Here is a 20302-nt window from a genome sequence, read left to right as displayed (position 1 = left end):
CCCACGGTCATGCGCGCGCCGTTCAGCAGAGTTCGCGGTACGGGGCGTCCGGGACGTAGCGTGACCAGTCGGTTCGGGAAGGTTGGCCGCCGACGCGGGCGCACAGCAGGGCGGCGGCGCGGGGGCCGTCGGTGACGTAGGTGAACAGGGCGCCGTCGCCGGTGAGCGCGTACAGGGTGCGGCCGTCGGGGGAGAAGGACAAGGCGAGCACGGGGCCGGCGGCGCCGGGGAACGGGAGGTCGGCGGCCTGGCCGGTGGAGGTGTCGCGTACGCGTATGCGCTGGTCCCGGTCGACGGTGGCGAGGGTGCGGCCGTCGGGGGAGGAGGCGGCGACGATGCCGGCCTCGCTGACCAGCGGCGGCTCGATGAGGCGGCCCGTGCGAAGATCGGCCAGGTACAGCGCGTTGACGCCGGTGAGCGCGTACCGGGGGTCGGGCGCGAGGCCGCTCAGCGATCCGCCGACGGCGTCGGTGGTGATCCGCCGGACCGTCCGCCCGGAGGCGACGTCGAGCAGCACGAGCCCGTTGTCGTCGCGTGCCACCACTTCCCGGCCACCGGGGAGGAAGGCGAAGCTCCCGTAGGTCGCGCTCACCGTGTGGGCCGGCCGCCAGGAGGGGGTGGCGGTCCAGAGCTGGGTGGTCCGTTCCTCCTGGCAGGTGCCGGCCGCGCGGTAGATCGTGGCGGCGGCGAGCGTCCTGCCGTCGGGGCCGAACGTGAGGTCGCCGACCCGCCACAGATCGCCCGTCCGCCGGGTCCGGCGGCCCGGGAGGCGGGCCAGTTCGCGGCCGGTGACGACGTCGCTGATCCGTACGGCTCCGCCCGGGGTGACCACCGCGAGGGTGGCGCCGTCCGGGCTGAGGGTCACCGCGTGCTCGGGGTCGTTCGTGGCGGCGCACGGCGAGGTCGCCTCCGTGCCCTGGAAGACCAGGGTGGGCCCGACCTGGCGGCGGGTGCGCAGGTCCCACACCCGTACGCCGTCCGGCCCGGCCGTGGCGGCCCGTCCCGCCCCGACCGCCAGCGCCGCCTGCGCGGCCTGCCCGCCCAGCCGATCGGGCGCGGTCCAGGCGGTGACGTCGGCGAACCGTACGCCGCCCGGCCGTACCGTGTAGGCCAGGCCGCGGCCGTCGCCGGTGAACGCCAGCTCCTCCACCACGGACGGCAGGCCCGGTACGACGGTCGCCGACCGGCGGGCGGGTACGTCCCAGAGCCGCAGGCCCAGGTGGCTCACGGTCGCCAGCCACCGTCCGCCGGGGTCCGTGGCGAAGCTCTCCACGTGCTCCCCGGCCGCGGCGTGGCCGGCGAGCTCGGCGCCGGTGCCCGCGTCCCAGAAGCGGAGCTCGACGGCGTGGCTGATCAGCGTCCTGCCGTCCGGGGTGAAGCGCAGGGCGCGGATCTCGTCGTCGGAGGGCGGGACGGTGAACGCGCGTGCCGTACGTCCCGACGCGAGGTCCACCAGCTCCACGCGGCGGTCGGCGACGGCCAGCGCGAGGGTGGAACCGTCGGGGCTCAGGGCCGCCGCCGTGACCGTCTTCCTGGTCAGCGTGCTCACGACGGTGCCGCGGCGCAGGTCGAGCACCGAGACCGGCCTGCCGGAGCTGTACGTGAAGACCGCCGCCCGGTCGCCCCCGGCGGCGAAGACCGCTCCGTTGCCCACCAGGGGCAGTTCGTGCAGCAGGCGGCCGTCGCGCACGCCGAACACGCGGGCCGTGGACTGGTAGGAGTCGATGGCGAGCAGGAGGGAGGCGTCCGGGCTGAGGAAGCTGTTCGCGCAACAACCGGGCGAGGCGATCGTGCCCAGCGTCCGGCGCGTGGCCGGGTCGCGGACCGTCGCGCCGTCGCTGTCCCAGGTCAGGACGTGCCCTTGGGCCGACACGGCGAGGTACTTGCCGTCGATGCCCGTACTGACGTCGGCCTGGCCGAGCGAGGCCAGCAGCCCGAGCCGCGCCTCGGGCACGGGGGACAGCCGCCAGGCGGCGAGGCTGAGCTGCATCGCCGTGGTGGGTGTGTGCAGGCGCAGCGCGGGCACCCGCGCGGCGAGCCCGCGGGCGATCGCCTCGTCCCGCTGCCCGGTGACGGTGCGTCGCTGCGTCTCGGCCAGCGTGCCCAGGACCGCCGCCACCGCGAGCAACGCGGCGAGCAGGGCGAGCAGCAGGGCCCTGCGCCGCCTGCGACGGACCGTCAGCGCGGCCGAGGCGGCGAGGAAGCGCCGTTCGACCGGGTTGAGCCGCAGGTGCCGCCTGGTCTGGCCGGCCCAGCGGTGGTCGCGTTCGAGCGCGGAGCCCTGGTGCAGGTCGGCGTCCTTGTGCCCGTTCGCCGCCCATGCCCGGGCCGCGTCGCGCAGGCGCTCGTGATCGGCCAGGCCGGGACGTTCGTCGGCCAGCCAGCCGCGCAGCCGGTGCCAGGCGACGGGCAGGGCGGGCGAGGCGATGCGCACGCCGTTCGCGTCGCCGGTCAGCATCCCCGCCCGGCGCAGGGCCTCGACGGCGACGGGCGCCGCCGGGTCGTCGCCGAGTTCGTCCAGGGCGGCGGATCTGAGCTGGTCGCCGGGGCCGACCAGGCGTACCAGGAGGCCGGGGACGGCGGCCTGCGCGGGCTCGGGCAACGCCGCGAACGCCTGCTCGGCGCGCTCGCCGAGCGGCGGCCGTACGGCGCCGTTCCTGGCGGCGACGACGCCCGCCGCCCGGTTGCCGGCCTCCATGAGGCTCCCGTGCGCGGCCCGGTGCTCCAGCAGGCCGAGCAGGAGGTCGCGGGCCGCCGGACGCTCTTCCGGCCGCTCGGCCAGCCCCGCGTCCACCAGCGCGCGGAGCGGCTCCGGCAACGGGACGGTGTGCGCCTGCGCCCGGTACGGCGGACGGCCCGACGCGGCGTACAACATGACGGCCGCCCAGCCGTAGACGTCGGCCGCCCCGCCCGCGGGGGCGCCGCGCAGCACCTCGGGGGCCATGTAGAGCGGGGTGCCGACGGCGCCGCCCGGGGTGATCGAGCCGGTGAGCAGCCGGGCGATGCCGAAGTCGATGACGCGGGGCCCGTCGGGGCCCAGCAGCACGTTGTCCGGTTTGAGATCGCGGTGCACCACGCCCGCGCGGTGGACCGCCACCAGGGCCGTGGCCACCCCCACCGCCAGCCGGTGCAGCTCGTCGCCGTGGAAAGGGCCGTGCTCCTGGACGGCCGCGCGCAGGCTCGCCCCCGACACGAACTCGCTGACGAGGTACGGCCGCTCGGCCTCCAGGTCGAAGTCGAGGATCCTGGCGGTGCAGAAGGGGGCGATCCTCGACAACGCCCGCACTTCGCCGTCGGGCGGGCGGAGGGAGGCCGCCCCGGCGTGCAGCACCTTGACCGCCACCTGGTCACCGGCCGGCCCGTACGCCTCGTAGACGACCCCCTGGCCACCCGCGCCGAGCCGCCCCGCGAGGGTGTACACGCCGATGCGCCGGGGGTCACCGTCGAGGAGCGGGCTCCAAGCCACGACCCATTGTGTGCGCGAGGCCGTCACGAACGTCAATGCCCGACCGGCGGGGAGGGCCGGATGGGGGTCTTCTCCGACTACTACCGGGCGGCGCATGGTCGAATGGACATGAGCGATTGCTCATGGCGCACGCCTGGTCCGGTATTGGCGCTCAGACCGGAACGCCGCATAGTGAGGCCATGGACCGACCCCTGCGCGTCGCGGTCATCGGCGACCGCGATCCGGCTTGTTCCCCGCACGTGGCTACCGACGACGCGCTGCGGCATGCCGCCGCGCACCTTGGCATCGGGGTGGACGTCCGCTGGCTGGCCACCGAACCGCTCGAATCCGACCTGGCCGAGGTCAAGGCCGCCGACGTGTTGTGGTGCGCGCCAGGCAGCCCGTACCGCAGCCTGCGCGGCGCACTGGCCGCCCTTCGTCACGGCCGCGAGCACAGCCTCCCCACCTTGGGTACGTGCGGCGGCTGCCAGCACATGATCATCGAGTACGCCCGCCACGTGCTCGGCTACGAGGACGCGGAGCACGCGGAGTACGACCCGTACGCCTCCACCCTCTTCGTGTCGGAACTGGCCTGCTCGCTGGCCGGCAAGACCATGCCCGTCACCCTGCTCCCCGGTACCCGGGTGGCCGCGCTGTACGGACGGACCGAGGTCGAAGAGGAGTACTACTGCAACTTCGGTCTCGACCCCAGCCGGCAGAAGACCCTGCACGACGGTGGCTTCTCCGTCACAGGAGTGGACGGTGATGGCGAGGCCCGGGTGCTGGAGATTCCCGGCCACCCCTACTACGTGGCCACACTGTTCGTGCCGCAGGCCCGCTCGCGTCCCGAGGCCCCGCACCCGCTGGTCGTCGGCCTGCTGCGCGCGGCGCTATGACCTTCACCCAACTGAGGATCCTGCAGGCGGTCGCACGGACCGGCAACATGACCCGGGCCGCCGAGGAACTGTCCACCACGCAGTCTGCCGTCAGTCACGCTCTGCGCGCGCTGGAGAGCGAGCTCGGGATCGCGCTGCTGGTGCGGGGCAACCACGGGGTGAGCCTGACGGCGGCCGGACGTGCCGTGTGCCGCCGCGCCACGCTCATCCTCACCCAGGTGGAAGCGTTGGAGCAGGAGGTGGCCGCAGCCCAGGAGCATGAGCGTGGCAGCCTGCGCGTCGGTGTCATCCCCAGCGCCAACGTCCGGCTGCTGCCGCCGATCCTGCGGCGGTTCGGGGAGTCCTACCCGCAGGTGCGGCTCACGGTGATGGAGGGCTCGGACGACGAGGTGCGGGAGTGGCTCGAAACGGGAGCGGCGGACATCGCAACCGTGTCCGCCGGGGTGGCGCGCGCACAGGCCACCCCGGCCGCGCTCCCCGCGGGGTTGATGGCGCGACCGCTCGCCACCGACCGCATGCTGGCCGTCCTGCCCAGTGGTCACGAACTGGGCGTCCGCGACTCGATACCGGTGGCCGAACTGTCCCGGCATCCGTTCATCATGTCCACGGGCGGCTGTGAGCCTCTGATCACGACACTCGCGCGGGCGGCGGGGGCGAGCCTGAAGTGCCATTACCGGGTGCGCGACACCAGCAGCATCCTCGCCATGGTCGCCGAGGGGCTCGGGGTGAGCATCGTCCCTGAACTGGCGCTGCCCGCCCATCGCCCGGGCGTGCACGCGATCCCGCTGGACCCGGCTGCCGAGCGCACCATCCTGCTCGCCTTGCCCGCGAGCCCGCTCCCGACGGCCACCGCCTTCGCCGAACTGGCCCTCACCCTCACACCTCAACCCAGCTGCGCCGAAGGGATGGGTCCCGGCAGGGAGTTCGCGGGCCCGGTCCAGGATTCCGTCGTGTGAGCCGGAGGCTCCCGCCCCCGCCGGCGTCCAGTCGGAGAGGTCGGAGAGGTGGGTCAGTGGCGGGCGGTGGGGAAGCGGCGGAGGGTCGGGCTGAGCGTGGTCGCGGTCGCCACGAGGGCGAGCGCGGCGGCGCAGGCCAGGATGCCGCCGGTCCCCGCCGTGACCAGCGCTCCGCCGAGCAGCGGCCCGAGCGCCGCCGCGCCGCCGCCGCACAGCCCCGTGACGCCCGTCAGTCGGCCGCGCAGCGCGTCCGGGGTGACGGTGATCTGGTAGGTCAGGATCGTGGTGTTGGCCAGGGGGACGAAGAAGGCGGCGCAGCCGAGCAGCAGCCCGAGCGGCAGGCCGCTCGGCACGACCGCCATCAGGGCCGTCAGCGCGGCGGTGACCCAGGAGAAGCCCACGATCACCACCGGCGCGGGCAGCGCGGCGTGCAGCCGGTCGGCCAGCGCGGCGCCGAGCAGCCCGCCCGCCCCCATGCAGGCCATGCTCAGCCCGATCACCCCGGCGCCCACCTGGTCCTCGTGGGACGTCGCCAGCACGATGATGATCAGGGCGGTGAAGACCAGGTTGGACAGCAGCATCCACAGCAGCGTCGTCCTGATGACCCGCCGGCCCAGCACCCACCGCAACCCGGCCACGAGGTCACCGCCCGGCCCCCGCTCCTCCCCGGCCGGATCCGGACGCGCGGGCAGCCGCAGGAAGAGCAGCGCGACGGAGGAGAACGCGAGCATGACGGCGTCCACCACGAACGGGATCGCCCGCTGCAGGGCGAACAGGAAACCGGCCAGCGCCGGTCCCACCAGGGTCGCGATGAACGGCCGCGCGGTGTTGGCCGCCACCGCCCGCGAGAGCTGCGAGGCGGGCACCACCTGCGGCAGCGCGGCCTGCTCGGCGGGCTCGAACGCGGCCCCGAGCAGGCCGTCGAGCAATGCCACCAGCAGGATGTGCGGGAAGGAGTAGACGTCCAGCCACACGGCGGCGGCGACGGAGGCCATGGCCAGCGCCCGCCCTGTCTGGCAGATCAGCAGGGTGCGCCTGCGGTCCCAGCGGTCGGCGATCACCCCGGCCGGCAGGTTGGCGATCATGTGACCGGCCGCCACCACCGACGAGGCCAGCCCGGCCTCCAGGGCGGAGCCGGACATGGCCAGGATCAGCAGGGGGATAGCGATGAAGTTGATCTCGTTGCCCAGCTCGGAGAGGAACTGGCCGCTCCACAGCGTGGCGTAGCTCCTGTTGCGCGACAGTGGCGCAGGTGCGGGTTCGACGGCGGAATCCTTCATGGTCGACGTGTTCCTCCCGTTCAGGACTCCGGCGGCAGGCGGCGGGCCAGTCGTCCGGTCACTTGGATCAGGCCGATCCGGCCGGCGTCGCTGAGGACATCGGGGATGAACCGGCCGGCGTGCGCGGTGCGGCCGTGGGGCGGCGGCTCGCCGACGGCGAACACCAGGCCGGGGAAACACGTGATCGCGCCCGTGGACCGCAGGCTCAGGCGGCCCGCGCCGTCCTCGGCCACCTCGAACCTGGCCGCGCCGTTCGCGTACGCTCCCGCGCAGCCCGGCGGGCCTGGCACGGGCGGCCCGGGATCGGCCAGCGGGCGGTGGTCGCCCACCTCGACGCCCGCCGCCGCCAGCCGGTCCACCAGGTCGCGCCACACGGCCAGGCCGGTGTTCGCGTTCGTGGTCAGCGCGACGACCGTGCCGCTGACGGGATCGGCGCGCAGGTGGCACGAGGTGCCCTCGCCCGTGCCGTCGTGGCCGAACCACTCGGCGCCGTCGCGGCGGTGGATCGCCCAGCCGAGACCCCACCCGTCCGCCATGCCGTAGGGGCCGATCGCGGCGCCGGCCAGCCGGTCCACGCGCATCCGCAGCAGCGTGTCCGCGCCGAGCAGGGCGGGCAGGGACGGGTCGCCCAGGTGCAGGCGGGCGAAGGCGACCAGGTCGGCGGCGCTGAGCGCCAGCGCGCCGTCCGGGGCCTCGACGGGCGACTCCTCCTCGGCCACCGCCACCACCACGTCCCGGGACGGGTGCACGGTGTGGCCGGTCGCCGCCCGGCGGGCCGTCGGCGGGCCCGCCACGTACGCGGGCGTGATCTCCAGCGGGGCCAGCAGCAGGTCCTCGACCGCCTCCCACCAGGTCATCCCGGTGACGGACTCGATCAGGTGCCCGGCCAGGACGTACCCGGCGTTGGAGTAGGAGAACGCGGGGACGATGCCGGGCCAGGCGGGCCCGCAGTGTCCTTCGGCCCACGCCCGCCTGCTGGGCGCACGGTCGGCGTCCTCGGCGTTGGCCGCCAGGCCGGCGGTGTGGCTGAGCAGCCGGCCCAGGGTGAGGTCCGCGGCGTACGGGCCCAGCTCGGGCAGCGGTCCGGCGAGCGGCGTGCCGAAGCCCACGTCGCCGTCGTCGGCCAGCATGGCGGCCAGCGTCGCGGTGAACGGCTTGGTCAGCGACCCGAGCGGGAACGCGGTGCCGGCCGTCACCGGCGGGCCGCCGGGGGTCTGCACGCCGTACTCGGCGGTCGTCGTCCGGCCGTCTCGGTGGACGGCGAGCTGGGCGCCGGGGACGCGGTGCCCGCGCGCCAGCTCGGCCAGCAGGCCCGGCAGGTCGAGGCGGTCCATGTCAGCCCACCCCACCGGAGCTGGGGCCGGAGCCGGGGCCGGAGCGGGAGTCGGGGCCGGGAGCGAAGCCGGAGCGGGAGCCGGTGGCGTGGCGGGGGCCCGGGTGGCGGGCCAGCGAGCGCAGGCAGGCCAGGAAGTCCGCCATGAGCCGGTCCACCGTGGCCTGGTCGTGCACGTTCCGCGAGTGGTACCAGTCGAAGGACAACCGGCCGTCCCGGATCGCGCCCACGACCTCCAGCAGGTGATCGGCCCGCTCCAGCGGGCTCTGCTCGCGGCCGATCGGGTCGTGGAAGGCGCGAAGGAGGCCGCCACTGTGGCCGTCACTGTGGCCGTCACTGTGGCCGCCGGGCGCGTCCGCCTGCCCGTGGTAGTTGAAGGCCACCTGCGGGACGGGCCGCGACGCCAGCTCCGCCCCGGCCGATCCCGGCGGGCCGAGATGGCGCAGCAGGCCGTAGCCGAGCCCGTTGCCGGGGATCGCGCGAAGCTGCTCGCGCACCGACCGGACGATCTTCACCCAGTCGTCGCCGCCGGGCAGCGTGAGGGCCGCCGGGTACTCCGTGGTGAACCAGCCGACGGTCCTGCTCAGGTCGAGGTCGTCGAACAGGTGCTCGCGGCCGTGCCCCTCCATGTCGATCACCACCCGCTCGTCGCCGCTCCACCGGCTGAGGGTCCAGGCCAGGGCGGCGACCAGCAGCTCGTGGAGCCGTACGCGGAAGGCGGCGGGGGCGGCGCGGACCAGCGCGCGGGTCTCCTCCTCCGACAGCGCGCCGGGCACGACGGCGACCGAGCCGACCAGGTTGTCGCCGTCGTGGTCCACGGGCAGCGGCGGCGGATCCGGCAGCCCGGTCCAGTACGCGGCCTCCCGGCCCGGTCCGTCGCCCGCGGCGTACCCGGCCAGCCTGGTCGCCCACGTGCCGAACGGCGAAGAGGCGGGGCCGAGGTCGATCGGCTCGCCGTCGGCCGCCTGCCGGTACGCGGTCTCCAGGTCCTCGGTCAGGACGCGCCAGGAGACGGCGTCCACGACCAGGTGGTGGGCGGTGAGGTACAACCACGGCCGGCGGCCGGGGCCGGTGTCGAACAGCAGGGCCCGGCACAGGGGGCCACGGGCGAGGTCGAACCCGGCGTCCGCGGCGACGGCCCGTTCATCCATGGCCCCTCGCAGGTCGGTGTCCGTGTCCAGGTGCGTCAGGTCGTGCCGGGCCAGCGGCAGCCGCGCGTCGTCGGCGGGGGCGATGTGCTGCCGCCATTGGTCGCCGTCCCGTTCGAAGCGGGACCGCAGCGCGTCGTGCCGCCGCGCCAGCGCGGCGAGCGCGGCCCGCAGGACCTCCTCGTCCACCGGGCCGGTCAGCTCGGCCAGCATGGACTGGTTGTAGTGGTGCGGGGCGACCCGGTGACCGGCCAGGAAGGCCCGCTGCACCGGCGTCAACGGCACCGGCCCGCCGGTGACCTCGCCCGCCCCGAGAGCGCCGCCGGCCCCGGCGCCCGTGGAGGCCGGGGCGGCGCGAGCCACCGGGGCCAGCTCGGCGATCGTCTGGTGCAGGAAGAGGTCCTTGGTGGTGACGCCGATCCCGGCGCGCCGGGCCCTGGCGACCATCTGCATGCTGAGGATGGAGTCGCCGCCCAGGTCGAAGAAGTTGTCCTCGACCCCGAACGCCCCGGGCTCGACGCCCAGGACCTCCGCCCACACCTCCACCAGCGCCGACTCCACGCCGTCGCGCGGCGCGATCCGCTCGTCCGCCGCCGTGCCCGCGTCCGTGGCGGACGGGTGCGGCAGGGCGCGCCGGTCCACCTTGCCGCTGCTGGTCAGCGGCAGCTCGTCCAGTGTCACGAAGAAGTGCGGCACCATGTAGCCGGGCAGCCGCCCGCGGGCGAACTCGCGCAGCGCGGCGGTCTCCGGCGCGGCCCCGGCCACCGGCACGACGTACGCGGCGATCCGCGGCACGCCCTGTCCGTCCCCGAGCACCACGACGGTCGCCCGCGCCACCCGCGGGTGCTCGCCGAGCACCGCCTCGATCTCGCCGGGCTCGATCCGGAACCCGCGCACCTTCACCTGGTCGTCGGTCCGGCCGAGGTACTCCAGCGTGCCGTCGGGACGCCACCGCGCCAGGTCCCCGGTGCGGTACATGCGCCCGCCCGCCTCCTCGAACGGCCCGGCGACGAACCGTTCGGCGGTGAGCGCGGGCCGGCCGAGATATCCGCGGCCGAGCTGGTCACCGGCGAGGTACAGCTCCCCGGCCACGCCCACGGGGACCGGCCGCAGCGTCCCGTCCAGAACGTACGCCCGGGTGTTGCGCATCGGCCTGCCCACGATGGGCCGTTCGCTGTCGGACAGGCGGCAGTACAGGGTGTCCACGGTGCACTCGGTCGGCCCGTAGTAGTTGTAGCCGGCGGTGTCCGGGGCCGTGCGCAGGTCGTGCCAGAGCGCCTCGCCCACCGCCTCGCCGCCCAGCATGACCACCGCCGGCCGGTGCCGTTCCCCGGTGAGCAGGCCGAGCGGCACGAGCTGCTCGGCGTAGGACGGCGTCAGGTCCAGCACGTCGATCCGGTGCCGGTCGATGTAGGACAGCAGCGCCTCCGGGTCGCGCCGCGTGAGGTCGTCGATCACGTGCAGCTCGTGGCCGTCGGCCAGCCACAGCACGCCCTCCAGCGAGGTGTCGAAGCTGAACGCCGCGGTGAGCCCCGCCCTGAGCCGCCCGCCGCCCGCCTCGGGCCGGATGAGGCCGGCCCGGTGGTCGAGGAACAGGTTGGCCAGCCCGCGGTGTTCGAGCACCACGCCCTTGGGCCGGCCGGTCGAGCCGGAGGTGTAGATCACGTACGCCGGGTGCCCGGGGAGCGGCGCGGGCCAGTCCGGCGGGCCGTCCGGCTGCCCGTCGAGCAGCGCGGGATCGTCCAGCATGATCAGCTCGCCGGGCACGGGCGGGCCGAACGCCGCCTCCCGGTCGGTCAGGACGATCACCGGCTTGGCGTCGTCCAGCATGAACGACAGCCGTTCGTCCGGCAGGTCGGGATCCAGCGGGAGGAAGGCGGCCCCGGCCTTGAGCACCGCCAGCAGGGCCACGACGGTCCGGTCGCCGCGCGAGCAGGCCAGTCCCACCAGCGTCTCGGGACGGGCCCCGCGCGCCCGGAGCAGCCGTGCCAGGCGGTCGGCGCGGGCGTCCAGCTCGGCGAAGGTGAGCGTGCGGTCGCGGAAGGACAGCGCGGGCAGCGCCGCGTCGGCGCGGGCCCGTTCGGCGAACAGGTCGGTGAACAGCGCGGACGACGCCGGGGCGCGCGTGCCGTTCCAGCCGGTCAGGACCTGCTCCCGTTCGGCGTCCGTCATGATCGGCAGGTCGGCCAGGAGGGCGCCGGGGTCGGCCGCGACGGCGTCGAGCAGGGTCGTCAGGTGGCCGGCCAGCCGTTCGGCGGTGGAATGGTCGAACAGCGCGGTACTGTAGCCGATGGCCGCCGTCAGCCGGCCGCCGTGCTCGTGGAAGTCGACCGTCAGGTCGTGGCTGACCTGGCCGGAGACGGCCGGCAGCGGCGCGGCGCGCAGGCCCGGCAGGTCCGGGTCGGCCGACGGCGTGTTGTCCAGCACCACCATGACGTCCACCAGCGGGTTCCTGCTCGGGTCCCGCTCCGGACGAAGCAGTTCGACCAGCCGCTCGAACGGCACGTCCTCGTGCTCGAACGCCTCCAGCACGGTCGAACGCACCTCGGCCAGGAAAGCGGCGAACGACGACGAGCCGTCGACGGTGGACCTGAGCACGACGGTGTTGACGAAGAACCCGACCAGCCCCTCCAGCTCGGCCCGGCCGCGTCCGGAGGTCGCCGTGCCGACGGCGACGTCCCGCTGTCCGCAGATCCGGGACAGCAGGAGCTGCGTCACGGCGGTCAGGACCATGAACAGCGTGGCGTCGTGCCCGCGGGCCAGCGCCTTGAGCCGGTCCAGCGTCCCCGGCGCGACGTCGAGCAGGCGCATCGCGCCGTCGGCCACCCGTACCGGCGGGCGGGGCCGGTCGACCGGCAGCGCGAGCGGCGTGAGGCCGGCCAGCCGGCGTTCCCAGTAGGCGGGGTCGGACGGGTGCCGGCGCTGCCAGGAGGCGAAGTCGGCGTACCGCAGCGGGAGCGGCGGCAGCTCGGCCCGCTCGCCCCGGAGCGCGGCGGCGTAGCAGGCGCCCAGCTCGGCGCCGAGCACGCCCATCGACCAGCCGTCGGTCGCGATGTGGTGCATGACCAGCGCGAGCGCGTGCTCGGCGGCGCCCAGCCGCACCAGCGTGGCCCGCAGCACGGGCCCGCGCCGCAGGTCGAACGGCCGGGACGCGGCCCGCTCCACGGCCTCCCGCATCGCCCGTTCGGGATCGTCGTCGCCGGACACGTCGGTCACCGGCAGGGGCACCGGGCCGGGAGGCAGGATCGTCTGCGTGCCGCGGCCGTCCACGTCGCCGTAGACCGTGCGCAGCGACTCGTGCCGCTCCACCAGCCGGTCGAGCGCGGTACGCAGCGCCGCCACGTCCAGCTCGCCGGACAGGCGCAGCCCGTACACGGTGTTGTACTCCGAGCCGCCGGGCTCGAACTCGCTGAGGAACCACAACCGCTGCTGGGCGAAGGACAGCGGCAGGCCCTCGTCGCCCGCGACCCGCTCGACGGCGTCGGGCACGGGCGCGGCGGTGAGCGTGCCGGCGAAGGCGGCGATGGTCGGGGTGTCGAAGAGCTGGCGCGGCGAGGGCGCCGCGCCGAGCGCCGCCCGCACCCGCGAGATCACCCGGATGCTGAGGACGGAGTCGCCGCCGAGGTCGAAGAAGTCGTCCTCGACGCCCACGTCCGCCACGTCCAGCCCCAGCACCTCGGCCCAGATCCCGGCCAGCAGCGATTCGGTGGCATCGCGCGGGGCGACCCGGGGCACGGCCGCGTCGAGCGGCCCGTCGGGCACGGGCAGCGCCCGCCGGTCGAGGGTGCCGCCCGCGGTCAGCGGCAGGGCGTCCAGCCGGGTGAACGCCGACGGCACCGCCTGCGCGGGCACGTGCGCGGCCATGAACGCGCGCAGCTCGGCCGGACCCGGGACGTCCTCGCCGGCCGGCACGACGTAGCCGACCAGCCGCGTCCGCCCGGCCTCGTCGCGGTGCCCGGCCGCCGCGGCGGCGGCCACCCCGGGATGGCGGGCCAGCGCGGCCTCCACCTCGCCCAGCTCCACGCGGAACCCGCGGACCTTGATCTGGTCGTCGGCGCGCCCGACGATCTCCAGCTCGCCGTCGGCCCGGCGGCGGCCCAGGTCGCCGGTACGGTAAACCCGCTCCCCGGAGGCGTCGCGCAGGAACCGGCTCGCGGTCAGCTCGGGACGCCCCCAGTAACCGCGCGCGACCCCGTCGCCCGCGACGCAGATCTCGCCGGTCACCCCCACGGGCACCGGACGCAGCCCGGCGTCGAGCACGTGCACACGGGTGTTGGCGAACGGCCGCCCGATCGGCGCGTACGCCCCCTGCCCCATGGGCGCCGCGCCGAGCTGGAACACCGTCGAGTCCACGGTGGTCTCCGTCGCGCCGTAGGCGTTGACCGCGATCGTCCCGGGCCCGAGGCGGGCGAGCACCCGTTCGGCCTCGGCCACCGGCCAGCCCTCCGAACCGACCATCAGCACCCGCAGCGCCTCCGGCCGCCGGCCCGAGCGCGCCAGCTCCTCGGTCACCGCCGCCGCCAGCGACGGCACGGTCACCATGAGGTGCGCGCCGCTGCTCACCAGCAGGTCGGCCATGGCGCGGGGGTCGCCGACGTGGTCGGCCGGGCAGATCACCATCTCGCCGCCGAACATCGCCGACAGCAGGAAGTCGCCGAAGAACAGGTCGACCGACTGGCTGGAGACCGCCAGGCAGCGCGGCCGGGTCCCGGCCAGGCCGTAGTGGGCGTCCCAGGCGTGGGTCATGTGGTGGACGTTGCGGTGCTCGACCATCACGCCCTTCGGCCGTCCCGTCGAGCCCGAGGTGTAGATCACGTACGCCAGGTCGTCCGGCCCGACGTCCACGCGCGGCGGCCGGGCGGGGGCGCGGGCCGGATCGAGGGCGGGATCGTCCAGCAGGACGGCCTCCGTCCCGCCCAGCCGGTCGAGCAGCGCCGTACGGGTGACCACGAGCGGGGCGGCGCAGTCGGCCAGCATGGATTCCAGCAGGGCAGGCGGGTAGTCCGGGTCGAGCGGCACGAACGCCGCCCCCGACTTCAGCACGCCGAGCAGCGCGGCGACGGCGTCCACGCCGCGTTCGACGCAGACGCCGACCAGCGTGCCCGGCCGCGCGCCGCGCTCGATCAGCAGGTGCGCCAGCCGGTCGGCCCGCCCGTCCAGCTCGGCGAAGGTCAGGCTGTCGGGGCCGCAGCTCACGGCGGTGTCGCCGGGCGTGCGTGCGGCCTGCTCGGCGAACAGCTCGTGCACCGGGCGGGCGGCGGGGAAGCGCGCCGCGGTGTCGTTCCAGGCGGCGAGCTGCGCGCGTTCGGCGGCGGTGAGCACGGGCAGGTCCGCCGTCCGCCGGGCGGTGCCGTCGGCGAGGGCGTCGAGCAGGGTCTCCAGGTGGCCCAGCAGCCGGGCCGCGGTGGCCTCGTCGAGCAGCGCCGGGTCGTAGTCGGCGGCGATGGTCAGTTCGTCGCCCGCGTGCACGGTGATCATGAGCGGGTAGTTGCTGCGCTCGTCGCCGAGGTGTTCCAGCACCCGCACGCCGTGCCCGTCGCGCCGGCCCTCGGGGTAGTTCTCGAACACCAGCACGCTGTCGAACAGAGGAACGCCGCCCGGCAGCTCGCCGCACCGGTGGACCTGGGCGGGGGACAGGTAGTCGTACTGGCGGCACTCGGCCTGGTGGTCCTGGAGCCGGCGCAGCCAGCCGAACACCTCGGCCTCGCCGTCCACCTCGACCCGGACGGGCAGCATGTTGATGAACAGCCCCACGATCGACCCGGCGTCCCGCAGGCCGGCGGGGCGGCCGGAGACGGTGGCGCCGAAGCACACCTCGCGCTCTCCGGCGTAGCGCGACAGCAGGATCGCCCACGCGCCCTGGAGCAACGTGTTCACCGTCAGGCGCGCGTTCCTGGCCCGCTCGTACAGGCGGGCGGAGCGGTCGGCGGGCAGGCTCACCCGTACGGCGGCGGTGGAGCGTGACCGGTGCGCCCGCGCCGGAGGCCGGTCGTACGGGATCGGTGTCGGCGCGGCGAACCCGGCCAGCTCCCGCCGCCAGTGCCCCTCGGCCGCCGCCACGTCCTGCCGCCCGAGCCATTCCAGGTAGTCCCGGTACGGCCTGCGCACGGGGGCCGGACGGCCCGCGTACCGCTCGAACACCTGGGTCAGCACCTGCGCCGCGCTCCAGCCGTCGAGCATGAGGTGGTGCGCGGTCCAGAAGACCCGTACCCGGGTGTCGGTCAGGCGGGCGACGACCAGCCGCGCCAGCGGCGCGGTGGCCAGGTCGAGGCGGCGTTCGGCGCGGCGCGCCCACAGCCGTTCGGTCTCGGCCCGCCGCGCGGACTCCGGCAGCCCGCGCCAGTCGTGCAGCTCGACCGGGAGGCGCACGCCGCGCCGCACGACCTGCACGGGCTCGGGCACGTCCTGCCAGACGATCGCCGTGCGCAGCGCCGGGATCTCGTCGGTGACCTGCTGCCAGGCCCGTACCAGGCGGTCCGGGTCGTCCACGCCGTCGAGCAGGAGACTGAAGTGGGAGGCGTAGGTGTCGGCGGCGGGGTCGGCCAGCGAGTGGAAGAGCAGGCCGCCCTGCAACGGCGTGAGCGGGTAGACGTCCTCGACCGAGCGGCCGTCGCCCGCGACGCGGTCCACGGCGGCCTGGTCGAGCCGGGCGAGCGGGAAGTCGGAGGGGGTGCAGCCGCCCGCGCCGGGCTCCGCGCAGTGCTCGACGATCTCCGCCAGCGCCGCCGTCATCCGTTCGGCCAGGGCCGCCACGGTCGCCTCCCGATGCCGCCGGCACGAGTACGACCAGCGCATCTCCAGCCGGTCCCCGCGCACCACCGCGTTGACCTCCAGCAGGTGGACGCGCTCCTGGCGCGGGTCGCGCTCGGTCCCCTCGGGGGTCGGCAGCATGCCGCGCGACTCCATCCGGCCCAGGTAGTTGAAGGCGACCTCGGGCTGCCGGTCGTCGCGCAGCTCGGCCCCCGCGGGGGACAGGTGGCGCAGCGCGCCGTACCCGAGTCCGCGCAGCGGGACCGCCCTGACCTGCTCCTTGACGGACCGGAGCAGGTCGCCCCAGCCGCCGTCCGGGAGTTCCAGCACCAGGGGGGAGACGGTGGTGAACCAGCCGACCGTGCGCGACAGGTCCACCTCGGGGAACAGCTCCTCGCGGCCGTGCCCCTCCAGCTCGACCAGGACGCGGGCGCCGCCCGCCCAGCCGGCCAGTACCCGGCCGAGCGCGCCGAGCAGCACCTCGTCGACGCGCGTCCGGTAGACCTCCGGCACCTCGCGCAGCAGCCGCCGGGTGAGGCCGGCGTCCAGCGTGGCCGTCACCGTCCGCAGGTCGCCGGCGACGTTCGCGCCCTCGGCGTCGTCCACGGGCAGCGGGGGGACCTCGGAGGCCAGCTCCCGTACCCGCCGCCAGTGGGGCAGCTCGTGGTCGAAGCCGCCGGACGCCGCGTGGTCGCCCAGCCGCAGCGCCCACTCGCGGAACGACGTGGAACGCGGGCCCAGCCGGATCGGTTCTCCGGCGGCGGCCTGGCGGCAGGCGATCTCCAGGTCCGACAGCAGCACCCGCCACGACACGCCGTCCACGACCAGGTGGTGGGCGGCCAGGAACAGCCGCCGGGGGCCGTCGCCGGTGAACAGCACGGCCTTGATCAGCGGCCCGCGGTCGAGCGCGAACGAGGTCTGCGCCTCCACGGCCGCGCGGTGGGCGTACCCGGCGCGCTCGTCCTCGGGGACGCCGGACAGATCGACGCGGCGCAGCACCCGGCCGTGCTCGGCGGCGGCGTTGTGCTGCCGCCACCCGGCGTCGTCCCGCTCCAGCCGCAGGCGCAGCGCGTCGTGCCGCTCGACCAGGGCCGTCAGCGCCGCCTCGACGGCGTCGTCACCGGCTTCGGCGGGCGGTTCCAGCGCGACCGCCTGGTTGAACCGCGGCAGGCTGCCGGCCAGGTTCTCCAGGAACCAGTGCTGGATCGGCGTGAGCGGCACGTCGCCACTCACCGGGCCACTCACCGGGGCACTCACCGGGCCGTCCCCGGTGTCCCGGCCCGTCGGGGCGTCGGGCAGCTCGGCGGCCAGGTCGGCGACGGTCTGGCGGAGGAACATCAGGCGCGGGGTCAGCGCCAGCCCCGCCGCCTGCGCCCCGGCGACGACCTGGAGCCCGAGGATGGAGTCGCCGCCGAGGTCGAAGAAGTTGTCGTGCACGCCCACGCGCTCGACGCCCAGGACCCGCGCCCACACCTCGGCGAGCGCACGTTCGGCCGGGGTGCGCGGCTCGGCGTACTCCTCGCCGCTGTGGCGGGCGCCGGTCGGCGCGGGCAGGGCCCGCCGGTCCACCTTGCCGCTGTGCGTGAGCGGCAGGGCGTCCAGGATCACGAACGCCGTCGGCACCATGTGCTCGGGCAGCCGCCGCCGCAGGGCCTCGCGCAGCTCCGCGGGGTCCGCGCCGCCCTCGGCCGGTACGACGTAGCCCACCAGCCGCCTGGTCCCGTTCGCGTCCTCCTTGACCGCGGCGGCGGCGGCGACCACGCAGGGCTGCTCCGACAGCGCGGCCTCGACCTCGCCCGGCTCGATCCGGAACCCGCGCAGCTTGACCTGGTCGTCGGTGCGGCCCGCGTGCTCCAGCCGGCCGTTCGCCAGCCAGCGGGCCCGGTCCCCGGTGCGGTACATGCGCGTGCCCGGCGGCCCGTACGGGTCGGCCACGAACCGCTCGCCGGTCAGGCCGGGCCGGTTCAGATACCCCCTGGCCAGGCGCGTGCCGCCCAGGTACAGCTCGCCCGGCACGCCGATGGGCGCGGGCCTGAGCCGCTCGTCCAGCACGTACGCCCGGATGCTCGGGAACGGCCGCCCGATGGGGACCGGCCCCGGGCCGGCGTCCGCCGGGGTCAGCGGCTCGCTCAGCGTGGCGCCGACCATGGTCTCCGTGGGCCCGTAGCCGTTGAACACCCGGCGCCCCGGCGACCAGGCGCGCACCAGCTCGGGCGGGCACGTCTCGCCCGCCACCACCACGACCGCGCCGCGCGGGACGCCGTCCTCGGGCAGCGTCGCGAGCGCGGTGGGCGGCAGCGTGACGTGGGTGACCCGCTCGCGGGCGATCAGCCCGGCCAGCGGCGCGCCCGGCGGGCGTTCGTCGTCGGCGGCGACCACGAGCGTGCCCCCGGACAGCAGGGCGAGCACCAGCTCCCAGAACGCGCCGTCGAAGGAGAGCGAGGCGAACTGGAGCACCCGCGCGCCCGGCCCGGCGTCCATGCGCTCGCGCTGGACGCGCACCATGTCGTGCACGCCCTCGTGCGTGACCACCACGGCCTTGGGCCGGCCGGTGGAGCCGGAGGTGTAGATCACGTACGCGGGGTTCTCCGGCCGCGCGGCCGGGGAGCCGCCGGGCGGTCCGGCGGGCGCCGGGTCGTGCGGCCCGACGAACGGCAGACCGGCGGGCAGCGCGGACGCGCTCTCCCGGGTGGCCACCGCCAGCACCGGACGGGTGTCGCCGACCATGGCCGCGATCCGGCCGGCCGGCTGCCCCACGTCCACCGGCAGGTACGCGGCCCCCGCCTTGAGCACCGCCAGCACCGCCACGACCATGTCGATCGACCGGGGCAGCGCCACCGCGACGTACCGCTCCGGCCCCGCGCCCCTGGCGGCCAGCAGCCGGGCCAGCCGGTCGGCGCGCTCGTCCAGCTCGCCGTAGGTGAGCGAGCGGCCGCCGCACACCACGGCCTGGGCGTCCGGCCGGGCCGCCGCCTGCTCGGCGAACAGCCGCGTCACCGTCAGCGTCTCCGGCCCGGCGCCGGTCCCGGGCCACAACGAGGTCAGCAGCCGGTGCTCGGTCCGGCCGAGCAGCGGGATCCCGGCCAGCGGCCGGCCGGGCGCCGCCGCGATCCCGGCGAGCAGGCGCACCAGGTGGGCAGTCATCCGCTCGGCGGTGTCCGGGCCGTACAGGCTCGTGTTGTAGGCCAGGCTCCCGGCCAGGGCGCCGTCCCGTTCGGTGAAGTCGAACGACAGGTCCATGCTCGCGGCCAGCACGGGCGGCGGCAGCTCGGTGACCCGCAGGCCGGGGAAGGCGGCCGTGCCGGGCGGCAGGTTGCGCAGGTTGACCGCCACCTCCGTCAGCGGCGGGCGGCTCGGGTCGCGTTCCGGGCGCAGCGCCTCCACCAGCCGCTGGAACGGCACCCGGTCGTGGGCGAACGCGTCCAGCACCGTCGTGCGCGTACGGCCCAGCAGCTCCTCGAACGGGCGCGACTCGTCCACCTCGCCGCGCAGCACCAGCGTGTTGACGAAGAAGCCGACCAGGTTCTCCGTCTCGACCCGGTCCCGGCCGGAGACGACGGTGGCCACGGCCACGTCCGGACGGCCGGTGTAGCGGGCCAGCAGCGTGTGCACCGCGGCGACCAGCGTCATGAAGAGCGTGGCGCCGGCCCGCTCACCGATCTCCCGCAGCCGCCCGGTGACGTCCGCGGGCACCTCGAACCCGCACGCCGCCCCCGCGGAGCTCCTGACCGGCGGGCGCGGCCGGTCCGTCGGCAGGTCCATGGGGGCCAGCCGGTCCAGCCGGCGCCGCCAGTACGCGAGCTGCTCCCCGGCCTGCGGCCCCGAGGCCCGCTCCCGCTGCCAGGCGCTGACGTCGGCGTAGCTCACCGGCAGCGGCGGCAGGGCGGCGGGCGGGCCGCCGGCGGCCTCGGCGTACAGGGCGGCCAGGTCGTCGAGCAGCACCCGCGAGGACCAGCCGTCGGTGACGATGTGGTGGGCGTGGGCGGTCAGCACGTGCTCGCGCGCGCCGAGCCGGATCAGCCGGGCCCGGAACACCGGCCCCACCCGCAGGTCCACGGGCCGGCGGGCCTCCTCCTCCAGCAGGCGGTCCAGCTCGCCGGGACGCTCCGACAGGTCCGTCAGCGGCAGCGGCACCTCGGCGGCCGGCATGACCCGCTGCGTGCCGCGCCCGTCCAGGGAGCCGAACGTCGTGCGCAGGGTCTCGTGCCGGGCCACCACCCGGGTGAGCGCGGTCCGCAGCGCGGGCACGTCCAGGTCGCCCCTCAGTCGGACGGCCAGCGGCACCAGGTAGTCCACGGCGTCCGGGTCCAGCTCGTACATGAACCAGAGCCGCTCCTGGGCGGGGGAGAGCGGGACCGGGCCGGTGGTGTCCGTACGCGGGATCGGGTCGGCGGCCGACCGGCCGGACAGTCTCCGCAGCATCTGGTCACGGAGGTGTTCCGGCAGTGCCGCGATCCGCTCGTCCCGCTGGGAAGAGATATGCATCGGGGTGTC

At 75.7% G+C, this 20302-nt stretch carries 6 protein-coding genes; 2 read left to right on the top strand and 4 right to left on the bottom strand.

Translation table 11 applies throughout. The features are described 5' to 3' along the window. Positions 1 to 22: 22 nt before the first annotated feature. On the bottom strand, positions 23 to 3466 hold the full coding sequence (locus AB0J97_RS30665) for a protein kinase (RefSeq protein ID WP_364094882.1): 3444 nt from the start codon (positions 3464 to 3466) through the stop codon (positions 23 to 25). A 179-nt stretch (positions 3467 to 3645) separates the two neighbouring features. Between AB0J97_RS30665 and AB0J97_RS30660 the strand changes: the two genes are divergently transcribed. Further along, positions 3646 to 4341: a hypothetical protein gene (locus tag AB0J97_RS30660; protein ID WP_364094878.1), complete on the top strand. Its 696-nt coding sequence runs from the start codon at positions 3646 to 3648 to the stop codon at positions 4339 to 4341. Beyond that, a complete protein-coding gene (locus AB0J97_RS30655) occupies positions 4338 to 5297 on the top strand; it encodes a LysR family transcriptional regulator (protein WP_364094875.1) in 960 nt (319 codons plus the stop codon). The genes AB0J97_RS30660 and AB0J97_RS30655 overlap by 4 nt, the downstream gene beginning before the upstream one ends. A gap of 53 nt (positions 5298 to 5350) precedes the next feature. On the opposite strand, the gene AB0J97_RS30650 is transcribed toward AB0J97_RS30655, so the two are convergent. The 3 genes from AB0J97_RS30650 to AB0J97_RS30640 are packed head-to-tail and all read right to left on the bottom strand — an operon-like array spanning position 5351 to position 20293. After that, a complete protein-coding gene (locus AB0J97_RS30650; protein ID WP_364094872.1) occupies positions 5351 to 6577 on the bottom strand; it encodes an MFS transporter in 1227 nt (408 codons plus the stop codon). A gap of 20 nt (positions 6578 to 6597) precedes the next feature. Next, positions 6598 to 7911, bottom strand: coding sequence for a serine hydrolase domain-containing protein (locus AB0J97_RS30645; RefSeq protein ID WP_364094869.1), 1314 nt, complete (start codon positions 7909 to 7911; stop codon positions 6598 to 6600). Position 7912: 1 nt separating this feature from the next. Continuing rightward, complete coding sequence (locus AB0J97_RS30640; RefSeq protein WP_364094866.1) at positions 7913 to 20293, bottom strand: amino acid adenylation domain-containing protein; 12381 nt, start codon at positions 20291 to 20293, stop codon at positions 7913 to 7915. Positions 20294 to 20302 lie beyond the last annotated feature (9 nt).

The sequence above is a fragment of the Nonomuraea sp. NPDC049607 genome (assembly GCF_040675375.1).
Lineage (GTDB): Bacteria > Actinomycetota > Actinomycetes > Streptosporangiales > Streptosporangiaceae > Nonomuraea.
The sequence above is the reverse complement of the archived record's forward strand: the minus strand, read 5'-3'. Positions and strand labels throughout refer to the sequence as shown.